Genomic DNA, 20,450 nt, shown 5'->3' on the forward strand with positions numbered 1-20,450 from the left:
CTGCGGCGCCCCGTGGATGTCACAGCGCCCCCGTAGAATTCACGCGTGGCAGGACGGATCAACGACGAGGACGTGAAGGCGGTACGGGACGCGGTCCCGATCGACGCCGTGGTGTCCGAGTACCTCCAGCTGCGCAACGCGGGCGGCGGCAACCTCAAGGGCCTGTGCCCGTTCCACGACGAGAAGTCGCCGTCCTTCCAGGTCAGCCCCAGCAAGGGTCTCTTCCACTGCTTCGGCTGCCAGGAGGGCGGCGACACCATCACGTTCGTGATGAAGGTCGACCACCTCACCTTCTCCGAGGCGGTCGAGCGCCTCGCCGCGCAGGCCGGCATCACCCTGCGGTACGAGGAGGGCGGCTACAACCCCTCCCACCAGCGCGGTGAGCGCATCCGCCTGGTCGAGGCCCACAAGATCGCCGCCGAGTGGTACGCGGAACAGCTCGCCGTCAGCCCCGAGGCCGACACCGGCCGGATCTTCCTCGCCGAGCGCGGCTTCGACCAGGCCGCCGCCGTCCACTTCGGCGTCGGCTACAGCCCGCAGGGCTGGGACCACCTCACCCGCTACCTGCGCGGCAAGGGCTTCACCGACAAGGAGCTGATCCTTTCCGGGCTGTCGCAGGAGGGCCGCCGCGGCCCCATCGACCGCTTCCGCGGCCGCCTGATGTGGCCGATCCGCGACATCGGCGGGGAGGTCGTCGGCTTCGGCGCCCGCAGGCTCTACGAGGCCGACACCGGCCCCAAGTACCTCAACACCCCCGAGACGGCGATCTACAAGAAGTCCCAGGTGCTCTACGGCATCGACCTCGCGAAGAAGGAGATCGCCAAGACGTCCCGCGCGGTCGTCGTCGAGGGCTACACCGACGTCATGGCCTGCCACCTCGCCGGCGTCACCACCGCCATCGCGACCTGCGGCACCGCCTTCGGCGGCGACCACATCAAGATCCTCCGCCGGCTGCTGATGGACAACGGCAGCGCCCGCGTCATCTTCACCTTCGACGGTGACGCGGCCGGCCAGAAGGCGGCCCTGCGCGCCTTCGAGGACGACCAGAAGTTCGCCGCCGAGACGTACATCGCGATCGCCCCGGACGGCATGGACCCCTGTGACCTGCGCCTCACCAAGGGCGACGACGCGGTCGCCGACCTCGTCGAACCCCGCACCCCGCTCTTCGAGTTCGCGCTGCGCCAGATCGTGAGCCGCTACGACCTCGACACCCCGGCCGGCCGCGCGGCCGCGCTGGACGAGGCCGCGCCCGTCGTGGCCCGCATCAAGAACAGCGGCGCCCAGCACGAGGTCGCCGTCCAGCTCGCCGGCATGCTCGGCATCCTCGACACCCAGTTCGTCGTCAAACGCGTGGCACAGCTCGCCCGTTGGGCCCGCGACCGCGGCGGCAAGGGACCCGCGCCGGCCCGCGGCGCCCACACCCAGCCCTACGAACCCGCCCGCCGCCCCGCCGTCTCCGGCCCCGCCCTCACCCTGCGCAACCCCGTCTACGCCACCGAACGGGAACTCCTCAAACTCGCCCTCCAGCGCCCCGAACTGGTCTCCCCGGCCTTCGACGCGTACGGCGTCGACGAGTTCACCGCCGCCCCCTACGCCGCCGTACGCCAGGCGATCCTCGACGCGGGCGGCGCCGAGTACGGCGTACCGGACGGGCAGGAGTACCTGGTCCGGGTCCGCGACGCGGCGCCCGACGACACCGTCCGCGCCATGGTCACCGAGCTGGCCGTGGAGCCGATCATGCGGCGCGCCGTGGACGAGGTGTACGCGGGCACGGTCCTCGTCCAGGTCCGCCGCCGCGCCGTCGAGCGCCGCGTCCGTGACGTCCAGTCCCAGCTGACCCGCCTCGCCGCGGGCGGCGACCCGGCGCAACTGGCCGCCGTGCAGAACGAGCTGTGGGTCCTTCAGCAGTACGACCAGGCATTGCGCGAGCACGGAGCCGCGGCTCTCTGAGCCGTCCGCCCGCCACGGTCACCAGGCGGTCACGGACCGGACGCAAAAAGTCATCGCACGCCCCTCGTGGCGGCGATGTGTCGTACTCCACACTGGGTTCCGGTGCCTGAGTCCCCGGAGCGCGGCCGATCCGTCCCCAGCGGGTCCCACCCCCGCGGTTCCGCTCATCGCGTACGGGACGGACAGCGGCGAGGCCGCCGACTCCGCCCTCGAAGCAGCGCTGCCGCACCTCTCGGCAGCGGACATCCTGGAGGTCGCCCCCGTGCAGACCCAGACCCTCACCCAGAACGACACGCGTACCGACGGCACGGAACCGGACACCGAGACGGATGTCCTGGTCGCGGTCCCGCCGCAGAACCGTGCCGCGCACCACCCCGAAACAGACCCGCGTACGCGCCCGGAACCCGGAACGGAGCCCGGCATGGAGCCGGAGCCGGACGGCCCGCCCGCCGAGGCGCTGGAAGAGGCCCCCGAGCCCGTCGAGACGCCCACCCCCCGCGCCGCCGAGACGGCGGGGCCGTCCTCGGACCTGTTCCGCCAGTACCTGCGTGAGATCGGCCGGATCCCGCTGCTCACCGCGGCCGAGGAGGTCGAACTGGCCCGCCGGGTCGAGGCCGGCCTGTTCGCCGAGGAGAAGCTGGGCAACACCCCCGACCTGGACAGCGAACTCGCCCTCGACCTCGACCGGCTGGTCGTCATGGGCCGCATGGCCAAGCGCCGCCTGATCGAGGCCAACCTGCGGCTCGTCGTGTCGGTGGCCAAGCGGTACGTCGGCCGCGGGCTGACCATGCTCGACCTCGTCCAGGAGGGCAACCTGGGCCTCATCCGGGCGGTCGAGAAGTTCGACTACGCCCGCGGCTACAAGTTCTCCACGTACGCCACCTGGTGGATCAGGCAGGCCATGTCCCGTGCCCTCGCCGACCAGGCCCGCACCATCCGGGTCCCCGTCCACGTGGTCGAGCTGATCAACCGGGTCGTCCGCGTCCAGCGCCGCATGCTCCAGGAACGCGGCTACGAACCCACCGCCGACGAGGTCGCCGCCCAGCTCGACCTGCCGCCGGAACGCGTCGGCGAGGTCCTCCGCCTCGCCCAGGAGCCGGTCTCCCTGCACGCACCCGTGGGCGAGGAGGACGACGTCGCCCTCGGCGACCTCATCGAGGACGGCGACGCCGCGAGCCCGGTCGAGTCCGCGGCGTTCCTGCTGCTCAGGGAGCACCTGGAGGCCGTCCTGTCGACCCTCGGCGAACGCGAGCGCAAGGTCGTCCAGCTCCGCTACGGCCTGGACGACGGCCGCCCGCGCACCCTGGAGGAGATCGGCCGCATCTTCGGTGTCACCCGGGAGCGGATACGGCAGATCGAGTCCAAGACCCTCGGCAAACTGCGCGACCACGCCTTCGCGGACCAGCTGCGCGGCTACCTGGACTGAGGCCTGTCGGCCGGGAGCGGGGAAGGGTGGGCGCAGCCGCACCCGCCACACGCGGGGAGTGCACCCACCCGTCCCGGCCCGGGGCGACCTCAGTCCACCTCGGCCACCGCCTGCGCGAACTGCGCCTCGTACAGCCGCGCGTACGCCCCGCCGGAGGCGAGCAGGTCCGCGTGCGCGCCCTGCTCCACGATCGACCCGTTCTCCATCACGAGGATCGTGTCCGCGTCCCGGATCGTCGACAGCCGGTGGGCGATGACGAACGAGGTCCGCCCGTGCGCGAGCTTCGCCATCGCCTTCTGGATCAGCACCTCCGTACGGGTGTCGACGGAGCTGGTCGCCTCGTCGAGGACGAGGATCACCGGGTCGGACAGGAACGCCCGCGCGATGGTGATCAGTTGCTTCTCGCCCGCGCTGACGCCGCTGCCCTCGTCGTCGATCACGGTGTCGTAGCCGTCGGGCAGCGTCCGGATGAACCGGTCCGCGTGGGCGGCCCGCGCCGCCTCCTCGATCTCTCCCCGGGTCACCTCCCGGGACGCCCCGTAGGCGATGTTCTCCGCGATGGTGCCGCCGAACAGCCAGGTGTCCTGCAGCACCATGCCGATCCCGGCGCGCAGTTCGTCCCGGGACATCGCGGCGACGTCGACGCCGTCGAGGGTGATGCGCCCGCCGGAGACGTCGTAGAACCGCATGAGCAGATTGACCAGTGTGGTCTTGCCCGCTCCGGTCGGGCCCACGATCGCGACCGTGTGGCCGGGCTCGACGACCAGCGACAGGTCCTCGATCAGCGGCTTCTCGGGGTCGTAGCGGAAGGACACATGCTCCAGCGCCACCCGCCCGCGCAGCTCCTCGGGCCGCACGCCCGCCGCCGGGTCGGGCGCCTGCTCCTCCGCGTCGAGCAGCTCGAAGATCCGCTCGGCGGAGGCGACACCCGACTGCACCAGGTTCGCCATCGACGCGACCTGCGTCAGCGGCATCGAGAACTGCCGCGAGTACTGGATGAACGCCTGCACGTCACCGATGGACAGCGAGCCGGACGCGACCCGCAGCCCGCCGACGACGGCCACCAGCACGTAGTTGATGTTCGACACGAACAGCATCAGCGGCTGCATGATCCCGCTGTTGAACTGCGCCCGGAACCCCGCCTCGTACAGCGCGTCGTTCTGCTCGGCGAACTGCCGCGCCGACTCCTCCTGCCGGCCGAACACCTTCACCAGGGTGTGGCCGGTGTACATCTCCTCGATGTGGGCGTTCAGCTTTCCGGTGGAGCGCCACTGCTGCACGAAGTGCGGCTGCGACCGCTTGCCCACCCTCGCGGCGACGACCGCCGACAGCGGCACGGTCACCAGCGCGACCAGCGCGAGGATCCACGACAGCCAGAACATCACGGCCAGCACGCCGACGATCGTCAGCAGCGAGTTGATGAGCTGGCCCAGCGACTGCTGGAGCGTCTGCCCGATGTTGTCGATGTCGTTGGTCGCCCGCGACAGCACCTCACCGCGCTGCCGCTTGTCGAAGTACGACAGCGGCAGCCGCGACAGCTTGGTCTGCACGTCCTCGCGCATCCGGAACATCGTGCGGTTGACGGCCGCGTTGACCAGCCGCGTCGCCACCGCCATCAGCAGACCGGCGACGAGGAACACGACGAGCGCGAACAGCAGGACGTTCGCGACGGCGCCGAAGTCGATGCCCTCGCCCGGGGTGAAGTCCGTGCTGCGGAGCATGTCGGCGACCTCGCCCTCGCCGCGCTGCCGCATCGAGTCCAGGACCTGCTCCTTGCTCGCCCCGGCCGGCATCTCCCGCCCGACGATGCCGGCGAAGACCAGGTCGGTGGCCTGGCCGAGGATCTTCGGCCCCACGACGTTCAGGCCGACGCTCACGACCACGCAGAACAGCATCCCGTAGAGGGTCAGCCGCTCCGGTTTGAACTGGGCGAGCAGTCGCCGCCCGGACACCTTGAAGTCCAGCGAGCGGTTGTCGGGGCCGCTGCCGGCCATCATCCGCCCCATGGGCCCCGCCATCAGGCAGCCTCCGCTTCCGTCAGCTGGGAGAGCACGATCTCCCGGTAGGTCTCGTTGTCCGCCATCAGCTCGGCGTGCGTGCCCGTGCCGACGACCCGGCCCTCGTCGAGGACGACGATCCGGTCGGCGTCGCGGATGGTCGCCACACGCTGGGCGACGATGACGACGGTCGCCTCGGCGGTCTCCTGCCCGAGCGCCGCGCGCAGCGCCGCGTCCGTGGCGTAGTCGAGGGCGGAGAAGGAGTCGTCGAACAGGTAGATCTCCGGCCGCTGCACCAGCGTGCGGGCGATGGCGAGCCGCTGCCGCTGACCACCGGAGACGTTCGTCCCGCCCTGCGCGATGGGCGCGTCGAGCCCGCCCTCCAGCTTCCGCACGAAGTCCTCGGCCTGCGCCACCCGGAGCGCGTGCCACAGCTCCTCGTCGCTCGCGTCGGGATTGCCGTAGCGCAGGTTGGTGGCGACGGTCCCGGCGAAGAGGTACGGCTTCTGCGGCACGAGTCCGACGGTCCTCGCCAGCAGCCGGGGGTCGATGTCGGCGACCGGCACCCCGTCGACGAGGACCTCGCCGTCGGTGGCGTCGAACAGCCGGGGCACCAGCCCCAGCAGCGTGGACTTGCCGCTGCCGGTGGAGCCGATCACGGCGGTCGTCTCACCGGGCCGGGCGACCAGGTCGACGGCCTTCAGCACGGGCTCCTCCGCACCCGGATAGCGGAACCCCGCCCCCCGGATCTCCAGGTGCCCGTGCCGCCTCAGCTCCCGCACCGGCGCCACCGGCGGCACCACGCTCGACTCGGTGCCCAGGACCTCCTGGATGCGCTCGGCGCACACCTCCGCGCGCGGCACCATCATGAACATGAAGGTGGCCATCATCACGGACATGACGATCTGCATGAGGTAGGCGAGGAAGGCGGTCAGGTCACCGATCTGCATGCCGCCGCTGTCGATCCGGTGGGCGCCGAACCACACCACGGCGATCGACGACAGGTTCACCGTGGTCATGACCACCGGGAACATCAGCGCCAGCAGGTTGCCGGCCTTGAGCGAGATGTCGGTGAGATCGGTGTTGGCCTTCCGGAAGCGCTGCTCCTCGTACGCGTCGCGGACGAAGGCACGGATCACCCGGTTGCCGGTGATCTGCTCGCGCAGCACCCGGTTCACCGTGTCCAGCCGCTCCTGCATGGACCGGAACAGCGGCCGCAGCCGCCGCACGATGAGCGTCACGCAGATGCCCAGCACGGGCACGACCGCGACGAGCACCCCCGACAGCGGCACGTCCAGACCGAGCGCCAGGACGATCCCGCCCACGCACATGATCGGCGCCGACACCATCAGCGTGAACGTCATCAGGGCCAGCATCTGGATCTGCTGGACGTCGTTCGTGGTCCGCGTGATCAGCGAGGGCGCCCCGAAGTGGCCCACCTCGCGCGCGGAGAAGGACTGCACCCGGTCGAAGACGCCCGCACGCATGTCCCGGCCGATCGCCGCGGCCGTCCGCGCGCCGTAGTACACGGCGCCGACGTTGCACACGACCTGCGCCAGCGAGATGCCGATCATCAGGCCACCGAAGGACAGGATGTATCCGGTGTCCCCGTTGACCACGCCGGTGTCGATGATGTCGGCGTTCAGCGTGGGCAGGTAGAGGGTGGCGCAGGTCTGCAGGAACTGCAGCAGCACCAGCAGGGTGATGGGTTTCTTGTAGGGCCTGAGATAGGTCCGCAGAAGTCGTATGAGCACGCTACGTCTCTCGGAGTCGGCGGTAGGGGCATTGGTTGCCCGTGGCCCCTATCGTCGAACACTCCACCGGCGTTACCTCAACTGATTAACGCCAGGGCGGTGTGCCAGGTCGCCTCTTCCCGCCCGCCGCCCCACGAGCGGCGGGCGGCCCTACGGGCGGAACGCCGACGGATGCGTCTGCTCCCGCACCGACACGAACTGCTGCCGCACCGCCTGCCCGACGGCCAGCTCCTCGCCCGGCTCCAGCACCTGCGCCGCCGGCCCGTGCCAGGCCGGTGGCATCCGCGGATCGAGGGTGCCCTGGGACACCCCGAGCGCCCAGGCGGCCTGCCGCGCCGCCCCGATCGCCGCGTAGTCGGCCGGCTGCGGGACGACGACCTGCGCCCCGAACAGCGCGGGCGCCGCCGCCTGCACGGCCGGCAGCTCGGCCGCCGCGCCGAGCAGGAAGATCCGCCGCACCTCCACGCCCCGCCCGCGCAGCACGTCCAGCGCGTCCGCGAGCCCGCACAGCATGCCCTCGAAGGCGGCCCGCGCGAAGTGCTCCGGCTTCATCGACTCGCGCCGTAGCCCCGCCAGCGTGCCCGCCGTGTGCGGCAGGTTCGGCGTGCGCTCGCCCTCCAGGTAGGGCAGCAGCACCAGCCCGTGCGCCCCCGGCGTCGACTTCATCGCCAGCTCGGACAGACTCTCCAGATCCGGTACCCCGAGCAGCTCGGCGGCCCCGCGCAGGGTCCGTACGGCGTTCAGGGTGGTCACGACCGGCAGGTGCATGCCCGTCGCGTCCGCCAAAGAGGTGATCATCCCGGTCTGGTCGACGAGCGCCTCGGGGTGGACGGCCATCACGGACCCGGACGCGCCGAGCGACACCACCGCGTCGCCGAGCCCGATCCCCAGCCCCAGGGCCGCCGCCATGGTCTCGCCGGTCCCGGCGGAGATCAGCAGGCCCTCCGGGGTCGTACCGGCCGCGTCCGACGGGCCGATCACCTCGGGCAGCATGGCCTGGTGACCGAGCGCCAGCTCCACGAGGTCGGGCCGGTAGCCGCCGGTGGCGGCCGACCAGTACCCCGTGCCGGAGGCCCCGCCCCGGTCGGTGGTCCGCCGCACGGGCCGCCCGAGCAACTGCCACACCAGCCAGTCGTGGGCCTGCATCAGCACGGCGGTACGCATCGCCGCGTCGGGCTCGTTCTTCGCCAGCCAGCGCAGCTTGGTCACCGGCTGCGCGGCCTGCGGCACACAGCCCACGGCCTGCGCCCAGGCCTCGCGCCCGCCGAGCGCGTCGATCAGATCGGCGGCCGCGACCTGCGCCCGCTTGTCACCGCCGACCATCGCGGGCCGCACGGTGCCGCCCTGCGCGTCCAGCGGCACGACCGCGTTCTGCTGCGAGGACACCCCGATGGCCTGCACCCCTTCGAGCAGGCCCCCGCCGGCCGCCTCCCCCAGGGACAGCAGCCAGGCCTGGGGATCGACGTCGCTGGCCCGCCCCCCGGCCTCGGGGCTCTCCACCGGATGCGGCGCATATCCCTGCCTGAGCACGGCCCCCGTGTCCGTGTCGCAGACGACGATACGAGTGAAATCGGGCGAACTGTCCAACCCGGCGACTATCCCCATGGCGAAAATTCTGCCGCACCGCGGGGGGTGAACGTGTCGGCTCCGCCACCCCTACGTGTTACTGGTGCCCCAGTCGTCCGACCCGTTGCTGTGCGCGGAGCGCTCCCGCAGCGACCGCACCCGGTCCGCGACCGAGTCGGGCATCCGGTCCCCGACCTTGGTGCTCACCACGTGATAGGCCCGGCCCGCGAACTGGCGGCCCTGCTGCGCCGCCGACTCCGCGGTGTTGCGCACCGCCGGGTTCTGCGCCACCTGCCGGGCGGACTTCTTCAGCTGCTCGTAACGCTCGCGCCCGGCGCGCGTGCCCAGCACGTAGCCCAGGGCGAGTCCGACGACGAACGTGAGCCGGTAGCGCATGACGGCCACCCTTCCCTCGTGTAGGTCTGCGGTGCGACATCGGTGCCGGGGGAACCGATTGGCGGAGCACCCCCCTGCTTGCGCTAATGTATGTGTCGCAGCGAGCGCCCGCCCCCTGGCGAATACCCAGGTAGGTACGTTCGATGCAACGAGGCATTCCTCCGTAGCTCAATTGGCAGAGCAGCCGGCTGTTAACCGGCAGGTTACTGGTTCGAGTCCAGTCGGGGGAGCTCGGTCCTCCGTAGCTCAATTGGCAGAGCAGCCGGCTGTTAACCGGCAGGTTACTGGTTCGAGTCCAGTCGGGGGAGCATCGTGATCGAGGACCCCGTAGGGGTCCTTTTTCATGTGGGTTCCACTCCGGCGGGAACCGCGCAGGTCGCGGCGGGGTCCTCATGGTCGTGCGACGTCGGACCAGGCGGAGCGTGAGATCGTATGAGCGGCTATGCTGCGGCAGACGGCGCGCACACATGTACGCGACACGCCGCTATGGGGCGGTAGCTCAGCCGGTTAGAGCAGCGGACTCATAATCCGTCGGCCGTGGGTTCGAGTCCCACCCGCCCCACCTCCACCTTCTGACCTGGGGAAACGTTCCCTGCGAAGGTCGGAGTCCCGGCTCCGACCCGACGGACCGAGCGCGCTGCTCGCGTGTCGCCCGGGGTGTTCGCTGGGGTCTTCTCCGAGGTGACCGCCCGAAGGCGGCGCCCGCCCGTGGAGATCGCGCAGGTGATCCACGGCTCATCGCGGTCACATGAGTCACCCTCAGGCGATCAGTCGCAAGGGCCGACGTGGCGGCTCCCCGCGGCGAGGTCGCCGAACGGCAGGGGGCAGCAGGGCGTCGACGCGCACGCCGTCAGGTCGTCGCAACCCGCGGCGACCGCGGTGAGCAGAGCGGCGCGGACGGTGTGCAGATCGGCGATCCTCGCGTCGACCTCGGCGAGCTTGGCCGCGGCGCGCTCCTGGAATCCCGCGACGGGCCGGCCGTGCCGGTGGCGGCCGGCCTCCAGCAACCCGGCCACCTCGTCGAGGGTGAAGCCCAGACGCTGGGCCGCCTTGATCACCCGCAGCACGGTGACCGCGTCCTCGCCGTAGACGCGGTGCCCGCAGGAACTGCGGCCGGGCTCGGCCAGCAGGCCCCGCCGCTCGTAGTAGCGCAGGGTCTGGATGTTCACCCCGGCCGCCTCCGCGACCTGACCGCTGCGCAGGCCGCCGCCACTCACGGCAGGTCCCGGCCGGAGGCCACCGCGGCCCGCTGTTCGAGGGCGTCCAGGACGCCCTCGTGGACGCCGTCCACCTCGACGTCCAGATGGATCCGCTCCGGGCCGGGGCCGATGGTGAAGGTGAAGAACGAGCAGCAGCCGCTCTCACGGGCCACCAGGTCGCGCACCGTCTCCTCCACGCCCGGCCCGCCGGTGAACACCAGCCGCAGCCGCAGCCGGTCCGGCCGGGAGGAACCGGCCAGGTGCCCGGCGAACAACGCGTCGAACTCCGCGACCCGCAGCGGCTGCTCTGCGCCGGGCAGCGTGCAGGACCGCGGCACCCAGGTCGTCATGGTGACCACTCCCGTCGTTGGGCACCCGCACCGTGCGGGCGGGGACGTGTTCGACGGTAAACCCGTACCCGGGTACCGGTGGCAAGACGGCCCGCTCGCCCGGCACGCCCCGGTGCGCGCCGGCGAGGCGCGGGAACGCGGCACCGACCCACGGGCACCCGTCGCGGGCGACGTACGACTCGGCAGGGTCATCGCCGTGTTCGTGCACCGCCCGGCGCCGGGCCGTCGGGCGCCCGGGACGGCCCGCTCCGTCGGACCACGAAGCGATAACAGCGGGCAACCCCGGGGAAGTCGGCGCAGTCTAGGGCGCATGAAGATCTCATTCCTGCTCCACAACGCCTACGGGATCGGAGGCACGATCACCACGACCTTCAATCTGGCCCAGGCGCTGGCCGGGCGGCACGACGTGGAGATCGTGTCCGTGTTCCGGCACCGCGAGGACCCCAACTTCGCCCTGGACCCGAGAGTTTCCTTACGCCCGCTGGTGGACCTGCGGCACGAGAAGGCGCATCCCCTCCACCGGCGTCCGGCGCTCGTGTTCCCCGCCGCCGAGTACCGCCACCGCCAGTACAGCGAACTGACGGACCAGCGGATCGGCGAGTGCCTGGCGACGATCGGCGCCGACGTGGTCATCGGCACCCGGCCGGGCCTCAACGTGCACCTCGCCCTCCAGGCGCCGGAACACGTCGCGCGCGTCGGGCAGGAGCACCTCACCCTGGACAACCATCCGCCCCGGCTGCGCACCGCGCTGCGCCGGGCCTACCGCCGGCTCGACGTGCTCACCACGGTCACGCAGGCGGACGCCGCCGCCTACCGGCGCAAGATGTGGCTGCCCGGCGTACGGGTCGAAGCCCTGCCCAACAGTGTTCCCGATCCGGTGCTGCCGGCCGCCGACGGCACCGCGAAGGTGGTCGTCGCGGCCGGCCGGCTGGTCCCGGTGAAGCGGTACGACCTGCTCATCGAGGCGTTCGCCCTGGTCGCCGCCGAGCACCCGGACTGGCGGCTGCGCATCTACGGCAACGGGGACGAACACGCCCGGCTGCGGGCGCTCGTCCACCGCCTCGACCTGTCCGACAACGTCTTCCTCATGGGCGCCGCGGCGCCCATGGAGGCGGAGTGGGTCAAGGGCTCGATCGGCGCCGCGGCGTCCGACTTCGAGCCGTTCGGCATGACCATCGTCGAGGCGATGCGCTGCGGACTGCCGGTGGTGAGCACCGACTGCCGGTACGGACCCGGCGAGATCATCGAGGACGGGGCCGACGGACGGCTGGTGCCGGTCGGCGACCGGGACGCGCTGGGCGCCGCGCTGCTGGACCTCGTCCGCGACGACGAGCGGCGCCGGCGGATGGGCCGCACGGCCGTCGAGAACGCGCGACGGTTCGCCCCCGGGCCCGTCCTGGAGCAGGCCGAGCGCCTGATCGAGGAGGCCATGTCGGCGAGGAGGACCGGGCGGCCGGCCGCACGGGGAACGGGCCGGCTGCGACGGGCCCTGGTCGGTCAGGGGTACGCCGCGCGCGACACCGCCCATGCCGCGGCCGCCCGCGCGCTGCGCCCGATACGCCGGAGGCGGCGATGACCACGGAACCCCGCACCGCACACGAGACGCACCCGCGTGCCGACTGCACGGCCGACACCGACGGCCGGATCACCTTCGTGCTGCGGCCGCAGGCCGACGACCTCCCGTCACCCCGACTGCTGCTGCGGCTGCGTCCCGAGAAGGGCCGGCCCGCGACCACCCCGCACGTCCTCGACCTGGAACCCGTGGGCGACGGCCGCCGACGCGCCGTCCTGGAGCCGCGGATCGCGCTCGCCGAAGGGCACTGGGACGCCTGCCTGCTCCCCGAACCGGGAGCCGCGGAACGCCGGCTGCGGCCCGGTCTGCGCGACCTGCGGGCCCTCGTCGACGGGCACCTCCGCGCATGGCCGTCACCGGTGGCCGTGCGGATTCCGTACCCCACCAAGGACGGCCACCTCGCGGTACGGGCCTGGCTGCGCACCGCCCACGCGGAGGTCGGGGGCATCGCGGTCACGGACCGGTCGACGACCGTCACGGCCCGGCTGTACGGCGCTTCGCTCTCCGAGGGCGCCGCCGTCCACCTGCGCCGCAGGGACGCGAGCGGCGCCGTACGGACCCTGCGACCACGGGTGGAGGACGACGGCAGGGGATTCTCCTTCACCGTCGGCCACGGGGAGCTGGTTGCCGACGACGCGACCGGACGCCACGTCTGGGACGTGTCCGTGCGGGCCGGATCCGCCGACGAGGCTCCGACGATCCGGGTGGGGCGCCTGTTCGACGACGTGGCGGACCGCAAGGAGATCTTCGTCTATCCGACGGGCTCGGTCGGTGGCGCCGCAGTGCGTCCCTGCTACACGGCCGACAACGACCTCTGCGTGGAGGTGACGGGCGCCGCCCGCGGGTGACCCGCGCCGGGCGGCGCGCCGGCGTCACTCCGGGCCGCGCAGCGCCGCCCAGGTCTCCCGGGCCACCACACCGTCCGCGGTCAGGCCCTTGTCGCTCTGCAGTCTCCGTACGGCGGACTCCGTGCCGGCGCCGAACTCGCCGTCCACGCCGCCGTCGCCCACGGCGTACCCGCGTTCCGTCAGCATGCACTGCACCTGCAGGACGCGTCTGCCGCTGTCCCCCGGGCCGGTGCGTCCCTTGCCGGAGTAGTAGGCGCAGTCGGAGATCCAGGGCGGGGCCGTGGGGGTGGGGGACGGGCTCACGGGGGATGCCGTGACGTCGGCGGAGGGCTCGGACTCCACGGCGGACGGGGAGGGGGCGCCCGGGCGGGTGCCGTCGGGGGATGCGAAGGCGGGCGCCGGGGTCACCGGGACCGCGGGGTCCTCGGCGGCGCCGTCGGCGTGCGGAGCGCTGCCCGACCTGACCTCGGGAGAGGTTCCGTCCGCCGCCCCGGGCGCGGGGGAGGCGGCCTCGCCGGCCACGGGGCCGTCGAGGGCCGTCGGGGGGTGCGCGGTCGTGGCGGGCGCGTCCTGGCGGGTCAGCACGAGGACGACGCCCGCGGTGACCGCGCAGAGGGCGGCGGCCGCGACCACGGCCCGCGCCGGCTTGCCGCGGCCCCGGACACGGAGTGCCGACGGGCGCGGCCCTCCGGAGGGCGGGGTGACCGGAGAGCCGGGGGTTTCCGCCGGTGGGGCCGGAGCGGGAGGCACGGGAGGGATCGCCCGCTGGTCCGGAGGGCCCGGGCGGTACCTCCGCGCCGCGGGAAGGCGGTGCAGCGTCTCGTACGCCTCCTGCCGGGCCAGCACCCTGCCGCGCAGGGGCTCGGCCCAGTCGGCCGCCCCGGCGTGCGGGGCGGCCGCGTCCACGAGGTCCTGCGGGGTGGGCCGCTGTCCGGGCTCCTTGGCCAGACAGGCGGACAGCAGTGCGCCGAGGGCCGGGTCCGCCGACGCGATGCCGCCGAGCAGGTCCGGATCCGGTTCCTCGAACGCCACCCGGTGCATCACGTCGACGCCCGTGCCGTCACCGAACGGAGCCCGTCCCGTCGCCGCGTAGACCAGCGTCCCGGCCAGCGAGAAGACGTCCGACGCCGTGTCGGAACGGCCGGTCCGGAGGTGCTCGGGCGACATGTAGGCCGGAGTTCCCACCCGGTTGCCCGTGCCGGTGAGGGAACTCGAGTCCACCGCCTTCGAGATGCCGAAGTCGATCACATGCGCGCCCCGGACGGACAGCAGGACGTTGGACGGCTTCAGGTCCCGGTGCACGACCCCCGCGGCGGCGAGCTCGGCGAGCGCCCGTGCCAGACACGCCGTCAGCCGCCATACCGGGGCCGCCTCCAGGGCGCCGTCCTCGCGCACGGCCTCCGCCAGGTCGAGGCCCGGGAGGTACTCGGTGGCCATCCACAGCAGTTCGTCCCGGAAGCCCGTCCCGCACAGCCTCGGGGTGTACGGGGTGCGGAGCCGGGCGTGCACCGACGCCTCGCGCTCGAACCGGCGCCGGAACCGGGCGTCCTCCGCGTACTCGGGCCTGATCACCTTCAGCGCGACCAGGCCGGGGCTGTCGTCCACGGGGCGGGCCAGATAGACCCGGCCCATGCCGCCGCTGCCGAGGAGCGCGAGCGGCACATAGGGGCCCACGAGGTCCGGGTCGGCGGGACGCAGGGGTGTGGCGCCGGCCCGGCGCAGCGCGGCTGCCCCGCTCGCGTCGGGGCCCGGTGGCACCGGCCGCTGTTCTGACACTGATCCCCCGAAGTGCTTTTCGACGTACGTCAGTTCGGCATCAAGAGAAGACGAGGCTAGCCGAGCACCGGCGCCCGGTCAGGGGGAATCCCGCACTTCCGGAAAGCGCCGGCTCCGCCCCCTTGCGCGGGGCGGAGCCGGCCGGCGCCCGTGCCGGGGAACGACGGGCGCCCGGTGGGTCCACGGCGCGACGGGCTTCCCGCGCCCCGCGCCCACGCGGGCCGGGCGGCGCCGGACCGGTGGACGGCGGCCGGGCGAGGAATGAAATGCGCCATGAATTCACCCGGGACATCAGTACACGCGAAGCCGTGCACCCGTCATTTTCGGTGTGCCCCCGCCCGAGAAAGCCGTTGTCGCCGGTCTGGCGGAAAAGGAGCGTCCGCTTCATTCCGGTTGTGAAAGTGGGTGGTGTGCGTCCGGGGGCCGTGGAAGTATTCATGGTGATCACGGGAACCCCGGATCGGAAAACCGCACCCGCACCGCAAAGGGGAAATACGCAGTGCCTTTCAAGTCGTTACGCCCTGCCGTCGTCGCGGCCTCCACGCTGTCCGTCCTGCTCTTGGGGACGGCCGGTGTGCACGCCGAAGAGCCTGTTCAGGAGCGTGTTGCGCCCGATGTTCCGGTGGCCGAGGTGATGCGGCACCTCCATGCGCTCCAGCGGATCTCCGACGCGAACAACGGAAACCGGGCCCACGGCACGACCGGTTATCAGGCGTCCGTGGACTACGTCAGGGAAAAGCTGGACGCGGCCGGATACAAAACCTCGCTCCAGGAATTCGAATTCAACGGGAAGAAGAGCTGGAACCTGATCGCCGACTGGCCTCGCGGCGGTCAGTCCGGAAAGGTTCTCATGGTCGGGGCGCATCTCGACTCGGTGGACACCAGCCCTGGAATCAACGACAACGGATCCAGCGTGGCGGCCATCCTGGAAACCGCGCTGACGGTCTCCGCGAAGAAGGTCACCCCTTCCCAGCACCTCCGGTTCGCCTTCTGGGGCACCGAGGAGGAGACGTACATCGGCTCCACCCACTACGTGAACACTCTGCCGCCCGCCGAACTGTCCCGCATCAGCGCCTATCTGAACTTCGACATGATCGGCTCGCCCAACCCCGGGTACTTCGTCTACGACCAGAGCCCCGATGTGGCCCGGCACTTCAACCAGTACTTCACCGCCAAGGGCATCCCCACCGAACCCGCCACCGCCCTCAACGGCCGGAGCGACCACGAGCCGTTCCTGGCCAAGGGCGTCCGGGTCGGCGGGATCTTCACCGGCTCCGCCGAGATCAAGACCCCGGAACAGGCCGCGAAGTGGGGCGGCACCGCCGGTGAGGCCATGGACAAGTGCTACCACCTGGCCTGCGACACCCCCGCCAACATCGACCGGCGCGCCCTGGACGTCAACACCGACGCCGTGGCGGCGATGGTGTGGAAGCTGGGCGTGCGCAAGTAGCGCCGGGCGAGGCCGGGGGACATCCGGCACCGGCCGGGTGTCCCCCTCCTCCCTCACGTCCGCCGGCCTCCCCGGGGGCGGGCGGCGAGCCGGGCCAACTGCTCCCGGTCCACCTTGCCCGTCGGCCCGACCGGCAGGGCCGGCAGGACGAGCACGTGCTCGGGGAGCATGTAGCCGGGGAGGGTCCTGGTGAGGTGCCGGCGCACGAGACCTCCGGAGAGCTCCGGCCCGTCGCCGCCCGTCGCCACGCCCGCCACGATCTGCGGACCGTCGTCGCCGCGCAGCGTGGTGACCGCGCAGTCCACCACGCCCGGCACCTGCCGCAACGCGGCCAGCACCTCGCCCAGTTCGATCCGGTAGCCGCGGACCTTGACCTGGTCGTCCCGGCGGCCCCGGAACTCCAGGTTGCCGTCGGCCATCCAGCGGGCCCGGTCGCCCGTGGCGTACATCCGCTCGCCCTCCCGGCCGCCGACCGTGTCCGCCGTGAACTTCGCGGCCGACAGCTCCGGGTCGCCGACGTACCCGTCCGCGACGGCGACGCCCGCGATGTGGAGGTCCCCCTCCACGCCGATCGGGCACGGCTTGCGGTCGTCGTCCAGGACGTAGTAGCGGGCGTTCTGGATCGGCTTGCCGTACGGGATGCTCGTCCACTCGGGGTCGATCGCGCCGACGTCGAAGTGGTTGGACCAGATCGTCGCCTCGGTGGCGCCGCCCAGCGCCACGACGTGGGCCTTCGGGAAGCGGGCCCGGACCCGGTCGGGCAGGGACAGCGGCACCCAGTCGCCGCTGAGGAAGACCAGCCGCAGGCTCGGCACCGGGGCGCCCTCCTCCGGCTCCTCGGCGAAGGACATCACCATGCTCAGCGCGGCCGGCGCCGAGTCCCAGAAGGTCACCGGCTCCCGCACCATGATCTCCAGCAGCCGCTCCCCGTCGGAGAGTTCGGCCGCGGGGACCACCCGCAGGCTGGCGCCCGCCGCGAGGACTCCCAGCAGGTCGTAGACGGAGAGGTCGAAGGTGAGGGCGGTGACCCAGAGCAGACAGTCGCCCGGCCCCACCCGGTAGGTCTCGTTGACCCACTGGATGACGTTCACGGCACTGCGGTGGCGCACCGAGACGCCCTTCGGCACCCCGGTGGAGCCCGAGGTGAAGATGACGTAGGCGCAGTCGTCGGCGCCCGGCCCCGCGGGCAGCGGCAGGTCGCGCGCGGCCTCCACGTCGCTCCACGTACTGATCACCGGCGCGTACGAGGTGACCGGCTCCGTCGGCGCGGGGCGCAGCACGACGTCGTAGCGGTGGCGCAGCACCGGCGGCCAGGCGTCCCCGTCGCGGCGGTGGATCTCCGCCCGGACCGGCACGCCGAGCCGGGCGGACAGACGGTCGAACCAGGCGGCGGGCACGGGCAGATGACCCGCGTCATGGCCCTCGCCCGGTTCCGCCAGGTCGGCGAGGACCACCGCCCCGCCCGGCGCCAGGGCGCCCAGCGCGTCCCGGAGCACCGACCGCAGGTACTCGAACCCCGGGAAGAACTGGGCGACGCTGGCCAGCACCACCACGTCGGCGCTGCCCGGCGCCACCACCCGGCCCAGTTCGTCGGCGGAAGCGTGCACGAACCGCGCGCTCTCGCCGTACTCCCGGCCGGCCCGCTCCAGCGCCACCGACGACACGTCGACACCCGTGTAGGCGGCGACCCGGTCGCGCAGCGCGCCCGCGATCAGACCGGCGCCGCAGCCCACCTCGACGACCCTCGGCCGGTCCGCCACCGACAGCACGAGGTCGCGCACTCGGGAGACGTAGGTGTCGATCTGGGCGGCGGAGACGTCGTCGGCCGGGTTCTGGTTGAAGCCCGAGGCCCGGGCCAGGTCCTCGTCCTCCGCGACGGTGTCCCACAGCAGGCCCACCGCCTCCGTGTCGAGCGGGTCCGGCGCCGTGGCGCGCAGATCCGTGCAGACCAGCCGCAGACCGGTGCCCGCGAGGAGCCCGGCCTCCTCAGCCCGGCGCGCCAGCGCATGACCGGTGGCGAGCCAGCCGATGCCCAACTGCCGCACCGGCGCGGCGATCCGGGCGGCGGGCCAGCGCGCGTCCAGCGGCACGTAGGCGGCGCCGGTGCGCAGCACACCGACGACCGCCCGCACACTGTCGTACGAGTTCTCGTGCAGGATGCCGACGTACGAGCCCGGGCCCACCCCCTGACCGCTCAGGAAGCGGGCGAGCAGGCCGGAGTCGGCCCACAGCTGCCCGTACGTTCTGACCTCCCCCTCGCCGAGACGGACGGCCGGGGCGTCCGGGTGCTCCCGTACCCGCCGTTCGATCAGGTCGATCATGCTCGCCCGGTCCTCGAACGGCCGTGCCGTGTCGTTCCACGCGGCCGGCGGCAGCTCCCAGGGCTCTGCCATCTGCTCTGCCCTCCTTCGTGAGGCGTGATCGGTGGGGAGGGGGTCAGATGACCCGGCCGTACTTGGGGTTGTCGCGGTGGATGACCCGCGCGCGGATGCGCAGTTCACCGTTCTCGCGGACCATGCGGTCCTCGACGCTGGAGGAGGAGAAGAAGTGGACCTCGTCCTCGGTGTTGGTCTGGGTCACCAGGGAGTAGTAGGTGACGCGCAGGCCGTCGTCCTCGGCCGGCTCGATCAGGAAGTGGTCGAACCAGTGGCGGGTGACCAGCCCCTCGTACATCGGGAGCATGCTCTTCATCTTGGCGCGCATCGCCTCGCGCCCCTCCACCTTCTCCCCGCGGTGCGGGTGGGCGACCGAACCGTCCTCGGTGAAGGTGGCGGTGAACCGCTCGATGTCCAGGTCGTCCAGGACGCGCATCTGGCGGGCGTAGAAGTTCTTGACCTCGATGTAGAGGTCGGCGGTGACGGACATGCGTGCTCCTTGATCGGTGTTCGACAGGGGAAACGGGGAGGCCGGCGGGGAGCCGGCTGGTCAGGAGGCCGGGGCCTCCTCCAGGACGAGGAAGGCGTTGGTGCCGCCCACGCCGGCCGACATCAGACCGGCCGTGCGGGGGCGGCCGTGCGCGGGCCAGGGGCGGCCCTCGGGGAGGATGCCGAAGCGGGCTCCGCGACCGGTGAACTCCTCGATCGGGTCCTCGGTGTTCGGTGTCGCCGGCAGGAAGCCGTGGTCCAGGGCGAGACACGTCTTGATCAGAGCGGCCATGCCCGCCGCGGTGTCGCAGTGGCCGACGGAGGCCTTCACCGAGCCGACCGCCACCGGTGGCCCGTCCGTGCCGAGCGCCTCGATCAGGGCGGTCGCCTCGATCTGGTCGTTCAGCGGGATGCCGACGCCGTGCGCCTCGACGTAGTCGACGTCGGCGCCGGTCAGGCCGGCCGCGTCCAGCGCCCGGCGGACCGCGCGGACCTTGCCGTCGACGCCGGGGATGACGAAGCCCGGCTTGGCGCGGCCGTCGTTGGTGACGGCGCTGCCCCGGATGACGGCGTGGACCGGATCGCCGTCGCGGAGCGCGTCGTCGAGCCGGCGCAGCAGGACCGCTCCGGAGCCGTCGCCCGGGACCACGCCGTTGTGGCGGCGGTCGAAGGGGCGCACGATGCCCTCGGTGGAGTAGATGCTGCGCGGGGTGCGCAGGTAGGAGCCGTCGGAGTCCTCCTGGACGGCCACCGCGCCGGCCAGCGCGTAGTCACAGGCGTGCAGCCGCAGGCTCTGGCAGGCCAGATGGACGGCGACCGCCGAGGTGGCGCACGCCGAGTCCAGCATCAGCGACTCGCCCCACAGGTCCTGGAGGTAGGAGAAGTAGGGCCCGGCGAACGTCGGGTCGACGTGCACCACGTCGTCGAAGGCGGCCCGCGGCACGTGCTTGGTGCGGGCGCAGCCGGCGTACACGGCCGTCCGGTCGGCGATCGCCGACAGCCGCACCCCGGCGTCCTCAGCCGCCTGCCACAGCGACTCCTGGAGGATGCCGTGCTGCGGGTCCAGGCCCTCCACGCCGACGAGCGCGCTGTCGTAGGTGTCCCGGTGCGGGGCCGTTCCCCAGGAGTGGACCCGCAGCCGGTCGTCGCCCAGGTCCTCCACGACCGGCACCGGCTCGCGCCGGAAGCAGTCGCGGCCCGCGACGAGGTTGTCCCAGAACGCCGCGACGTCGGGCGCCTCGGCGAACCGGCCGCCCACGCCGACGACGGCCACGGGAGCGGAGTGCTCTGACATGGGACCT

At 72.4% G+C, this 20,450-nt stretch carries 14 protein-coding genes, 3 tRNA genes and 1 pseudogene; 8 read left to right on the top strand and 10 right to left on the bottom strand.

Annotated elements, in window-relative coordinates:
* Positions 1-45: 45 nt before the first annotated feature.
* Together dnaG and ACIHAR_RS04100 are read left to right on the top strand one after the other, a co-directional pair.
* Positions 46-1,950: a DNA primase gene (gene dnaG / locus ACIHAR_RS04095; RefSeq protein WP_400016715.1), complete on the top strand. Its 1,905-nt coding sequence runs from the start codon at positions 46-48 to the stop codon at positions 1,948-1,950.
* Positions 1,951-2,052: 102 nt separating this feature from the next.
* A pseudogene (locus ACIHAR_RS04100) lies at positions 2,053-3,376 on the top strand (RNA polymerase sigma factor).
* An 89-nt stretch (positions 3,377-3,465) separates the two neighbouring features.
* On the opposite strand, the gene ACIHAR_RS04105 reads toward ACIHAR_RS04100, so the two are convergent.
* The 4 genes from ACIHAR_RS04105 to ACIHAR_RS04120 all read right to left on the bottom strand — a co-directional run bounded on the left by ACIHAR_RS04105 (position 3,466) and on the right by ACIHAR_RS04120 (position 9,089).
* A complete protein-coding gene (locus ACIHAR_RS04105; protein ID WP_400016718.1) occupies positions 3,466-5,394 on the bottom strand; it encodes an ABC transporter ATP-binding protein in 1,929 nt (642 codons plus the stop codon).
* Positions 5,394-7,127: an ABC transporter ATP-binding protein gene (locus ACIHAR_RS04110; RefSeq protein ID WP_365454472.1), complete on the bottom strand. Its 1,734-nt coding sequence runs from the start codon at positions 7,125-7,127 to the stop codon at positions 5,394-5,396. The genes ACIHAR_RS04105 and ACIHAR_RS04110 overlap by 1 nt, the downstream gene beginning before the upstream one ends.
* Positions 7,128-7,277: 150 nt before the next feature.
* Complete coding sequence (locus ACIHAR_RS04115; RefSeq protein WP_365454475.1) at positions 7,278-8,732, bottom strand: FGGY family carbohydrate kinase; 1,455 nt, start codon at positions 8,730-8,732, stop codon at positions 7,278-7,280.
* A 51-nt stretch (positions 8,733-8,783) separates the two neighbouring features.
* The gene (locus ACIHAR_RS04120; protein WP_365454478.1) at positions 8,784-9,089 is read right to left on the bottom strand and encodes a YtxH domain-containing protein; all 306 of its coding nucleotides are present in this window, start codon (positions 9,087-9,089) and stop codon (positions 8,784-8,786) included.
* 157 nt (positions 9,090-9,246) lie between these two features.
* Between ACIHAR_RS04120 and ACIHAR_RS04125 the strand changes: the two genes are divergently transcribed.
* The 3 genes from ACIHAR_RS04125 to ACIHAR_RS04135 all read left to right on the top strand — a co-directional run bounded on the left by ACIHAR_RS04125 (position 9,247) and on the right by ACIHAR_RS04135 (position 9,651).
* Positions 9,247-9,319: transfer RNA gene (locus ACIHAR_RS04125), tRNA-Asn, on the top strand.
* Positions 9,320-9,324: 5 nt separating this feature from the next.
* A tRNA-Asn gene (locus tag ACIHAR_RS04130) sits at positions 9,325-9,397 on the top strand.
* 180 nt (positions 9,398-9,577) lie between these two features.
* A tRNA-Ile gene (locus tag ACIHAR_RS04135) sits at positions 9,578-9,651 on the top strand.
* Between the two features lie 205 nt (positions 9,652-9,856).
* Here the strand turns inward: ACIHAR_RS04135 and ACIHAR_RS04140 are convergent.
* On the bottom strand, positions 9,857-10,306 hold the full coding sequence (locus tag ACIHAR_RS04140) for a MerR family transcriptional regulator (protein WP_400016723.1): 450 nt from the start codon (positions 10,304-10,306) through the stop codon (positions 9,857-9,859).
* Entirely contained in the window at positions 10,303-10,638 is a 336-nt protein-coding gene (locus ACIHAR_RS04145) for a hypothetical protein (protein ID WP_365454484.1), read from the bottom strand. The genes ACIHAR_RS04140 and ACIHAR_RS04145 overlap by 4 nt, the downstream gene beginning before the upstream one ends.
* Positions 10,639-10,948: 310 nt before the next feature.
* Between ACIHAR_RS04145 and ACIHAR_RS04150 the strand changes: the two genes are divergently transcribed.
* Both ACIHAR_RS04150 and ACIHAR_RS04155 read left to right on the top strand, forming a co-directional pair.
* On the top strand, positions 10,949-12,214 hold the full coding sequence (locus ACIHAR_RS04150; protein WP_400016725.1) for a glycosyltransferase family 4 protein: 1,266 nt from the start codon (positions 10,949-10,951) through the stop codon (positions 12,212-12,214).
* Positions 12,211-13,059, top strand: a complete 849-nt coding sequence (locus ACIHAR_RS04155; protein WP_365454490.1) for a transferase — start codon at positions 12,211-12,213, stop codon at positions 13,057-13,059. The genes ACIHAR_RS04150 and ACIHAR_RS04155 overlap by 4 nt, the downstream gene beginning before the upstream one ends.
* 24 nt (positions 13,060-13,083) lie before the next feature.
* On the opposite strand, the gene ACIHAR_RS04160 is transcribed toward ACIHAR_RS04155, so the two are convergent.
* Positions 13,084-14,817, bottom strand: a complete 1,734-nt coding sequence (locus ACIHAR_RS04160) for a protein kinase (protein WP_400016728.1) — start codon at positions 14,815-14,817, stop codon at positions 13,084-13,086.
* 652 nt (positions 14,818-15,469) lie between these two features.
* On the opposite strand from ACIHAR_RS04160, the gene ACIHAR_RS04165 reads away from it, so the two are divergent.
* Positions 15,470-16,285, top strand: coding sequence for a M28 family metallopeptidase (locus ACIHAR_RS04165; protein WP_400016732.1), 816 nt, complete (start codon positions 15,470-15,472; stop codon positions 16,283-16,285).
* Between the two features lie 53 nt (positions 16,286-16,338).
* Here ACIHAR_RS04165 and ACIHAR_RS04170 read toward each other — a convergent pair whose 3' ends face one another.
* The 3 genes from ACIHAR_RS04170 to ACIHAR_RS04180 are packed head-to-tail and all read right to left on the bottom strand — an operon-like array spanning position 16,339 to position 20,443.
* A complete protein-coding gene (locus tag ACIHAR_RS04170; protein WP_400016734.1) occupies positions 16,339-18,678 on the bottom strand; it encodes an amino acid adenylation domain-containing protein in 2,340 nt (779 codons plus the stop codon).
* Between the two features lie 43 nt (positions 18,679-18,721).
* Positions 18,722-19,150, bottom strand: coding sequence for a nuclear transport factor 2 family protein (locus ACIHAR_RS04175; protein WP_365454502.1), 429 nt, complete (start codon positions 19,148-19,150; stop codon positions 18,722-18,724).
* 60 nt (positions 19,151-19,210) lie between these two features.
* Positions 19,211-20,443, bottom strand: coding sequence for a polyketide synthase (locus ACIHAR_RS04180; protein ID WP_365454505.1), 1,233 nt, complete (start codon positions 20,441-20,443; stop codon positions 19,211-19,213).
* Positions 20,444-20,450 lie beyond the last annotated feature (7 nt).

The organism is Streptomyces sp. NPDC052016 (assembly GCF_044548445.1).
GTDB lineage: Bacteria > Actinomycetota > Actinomycetes > Streptomycetales > Streptomycetaceae > Streptomyces.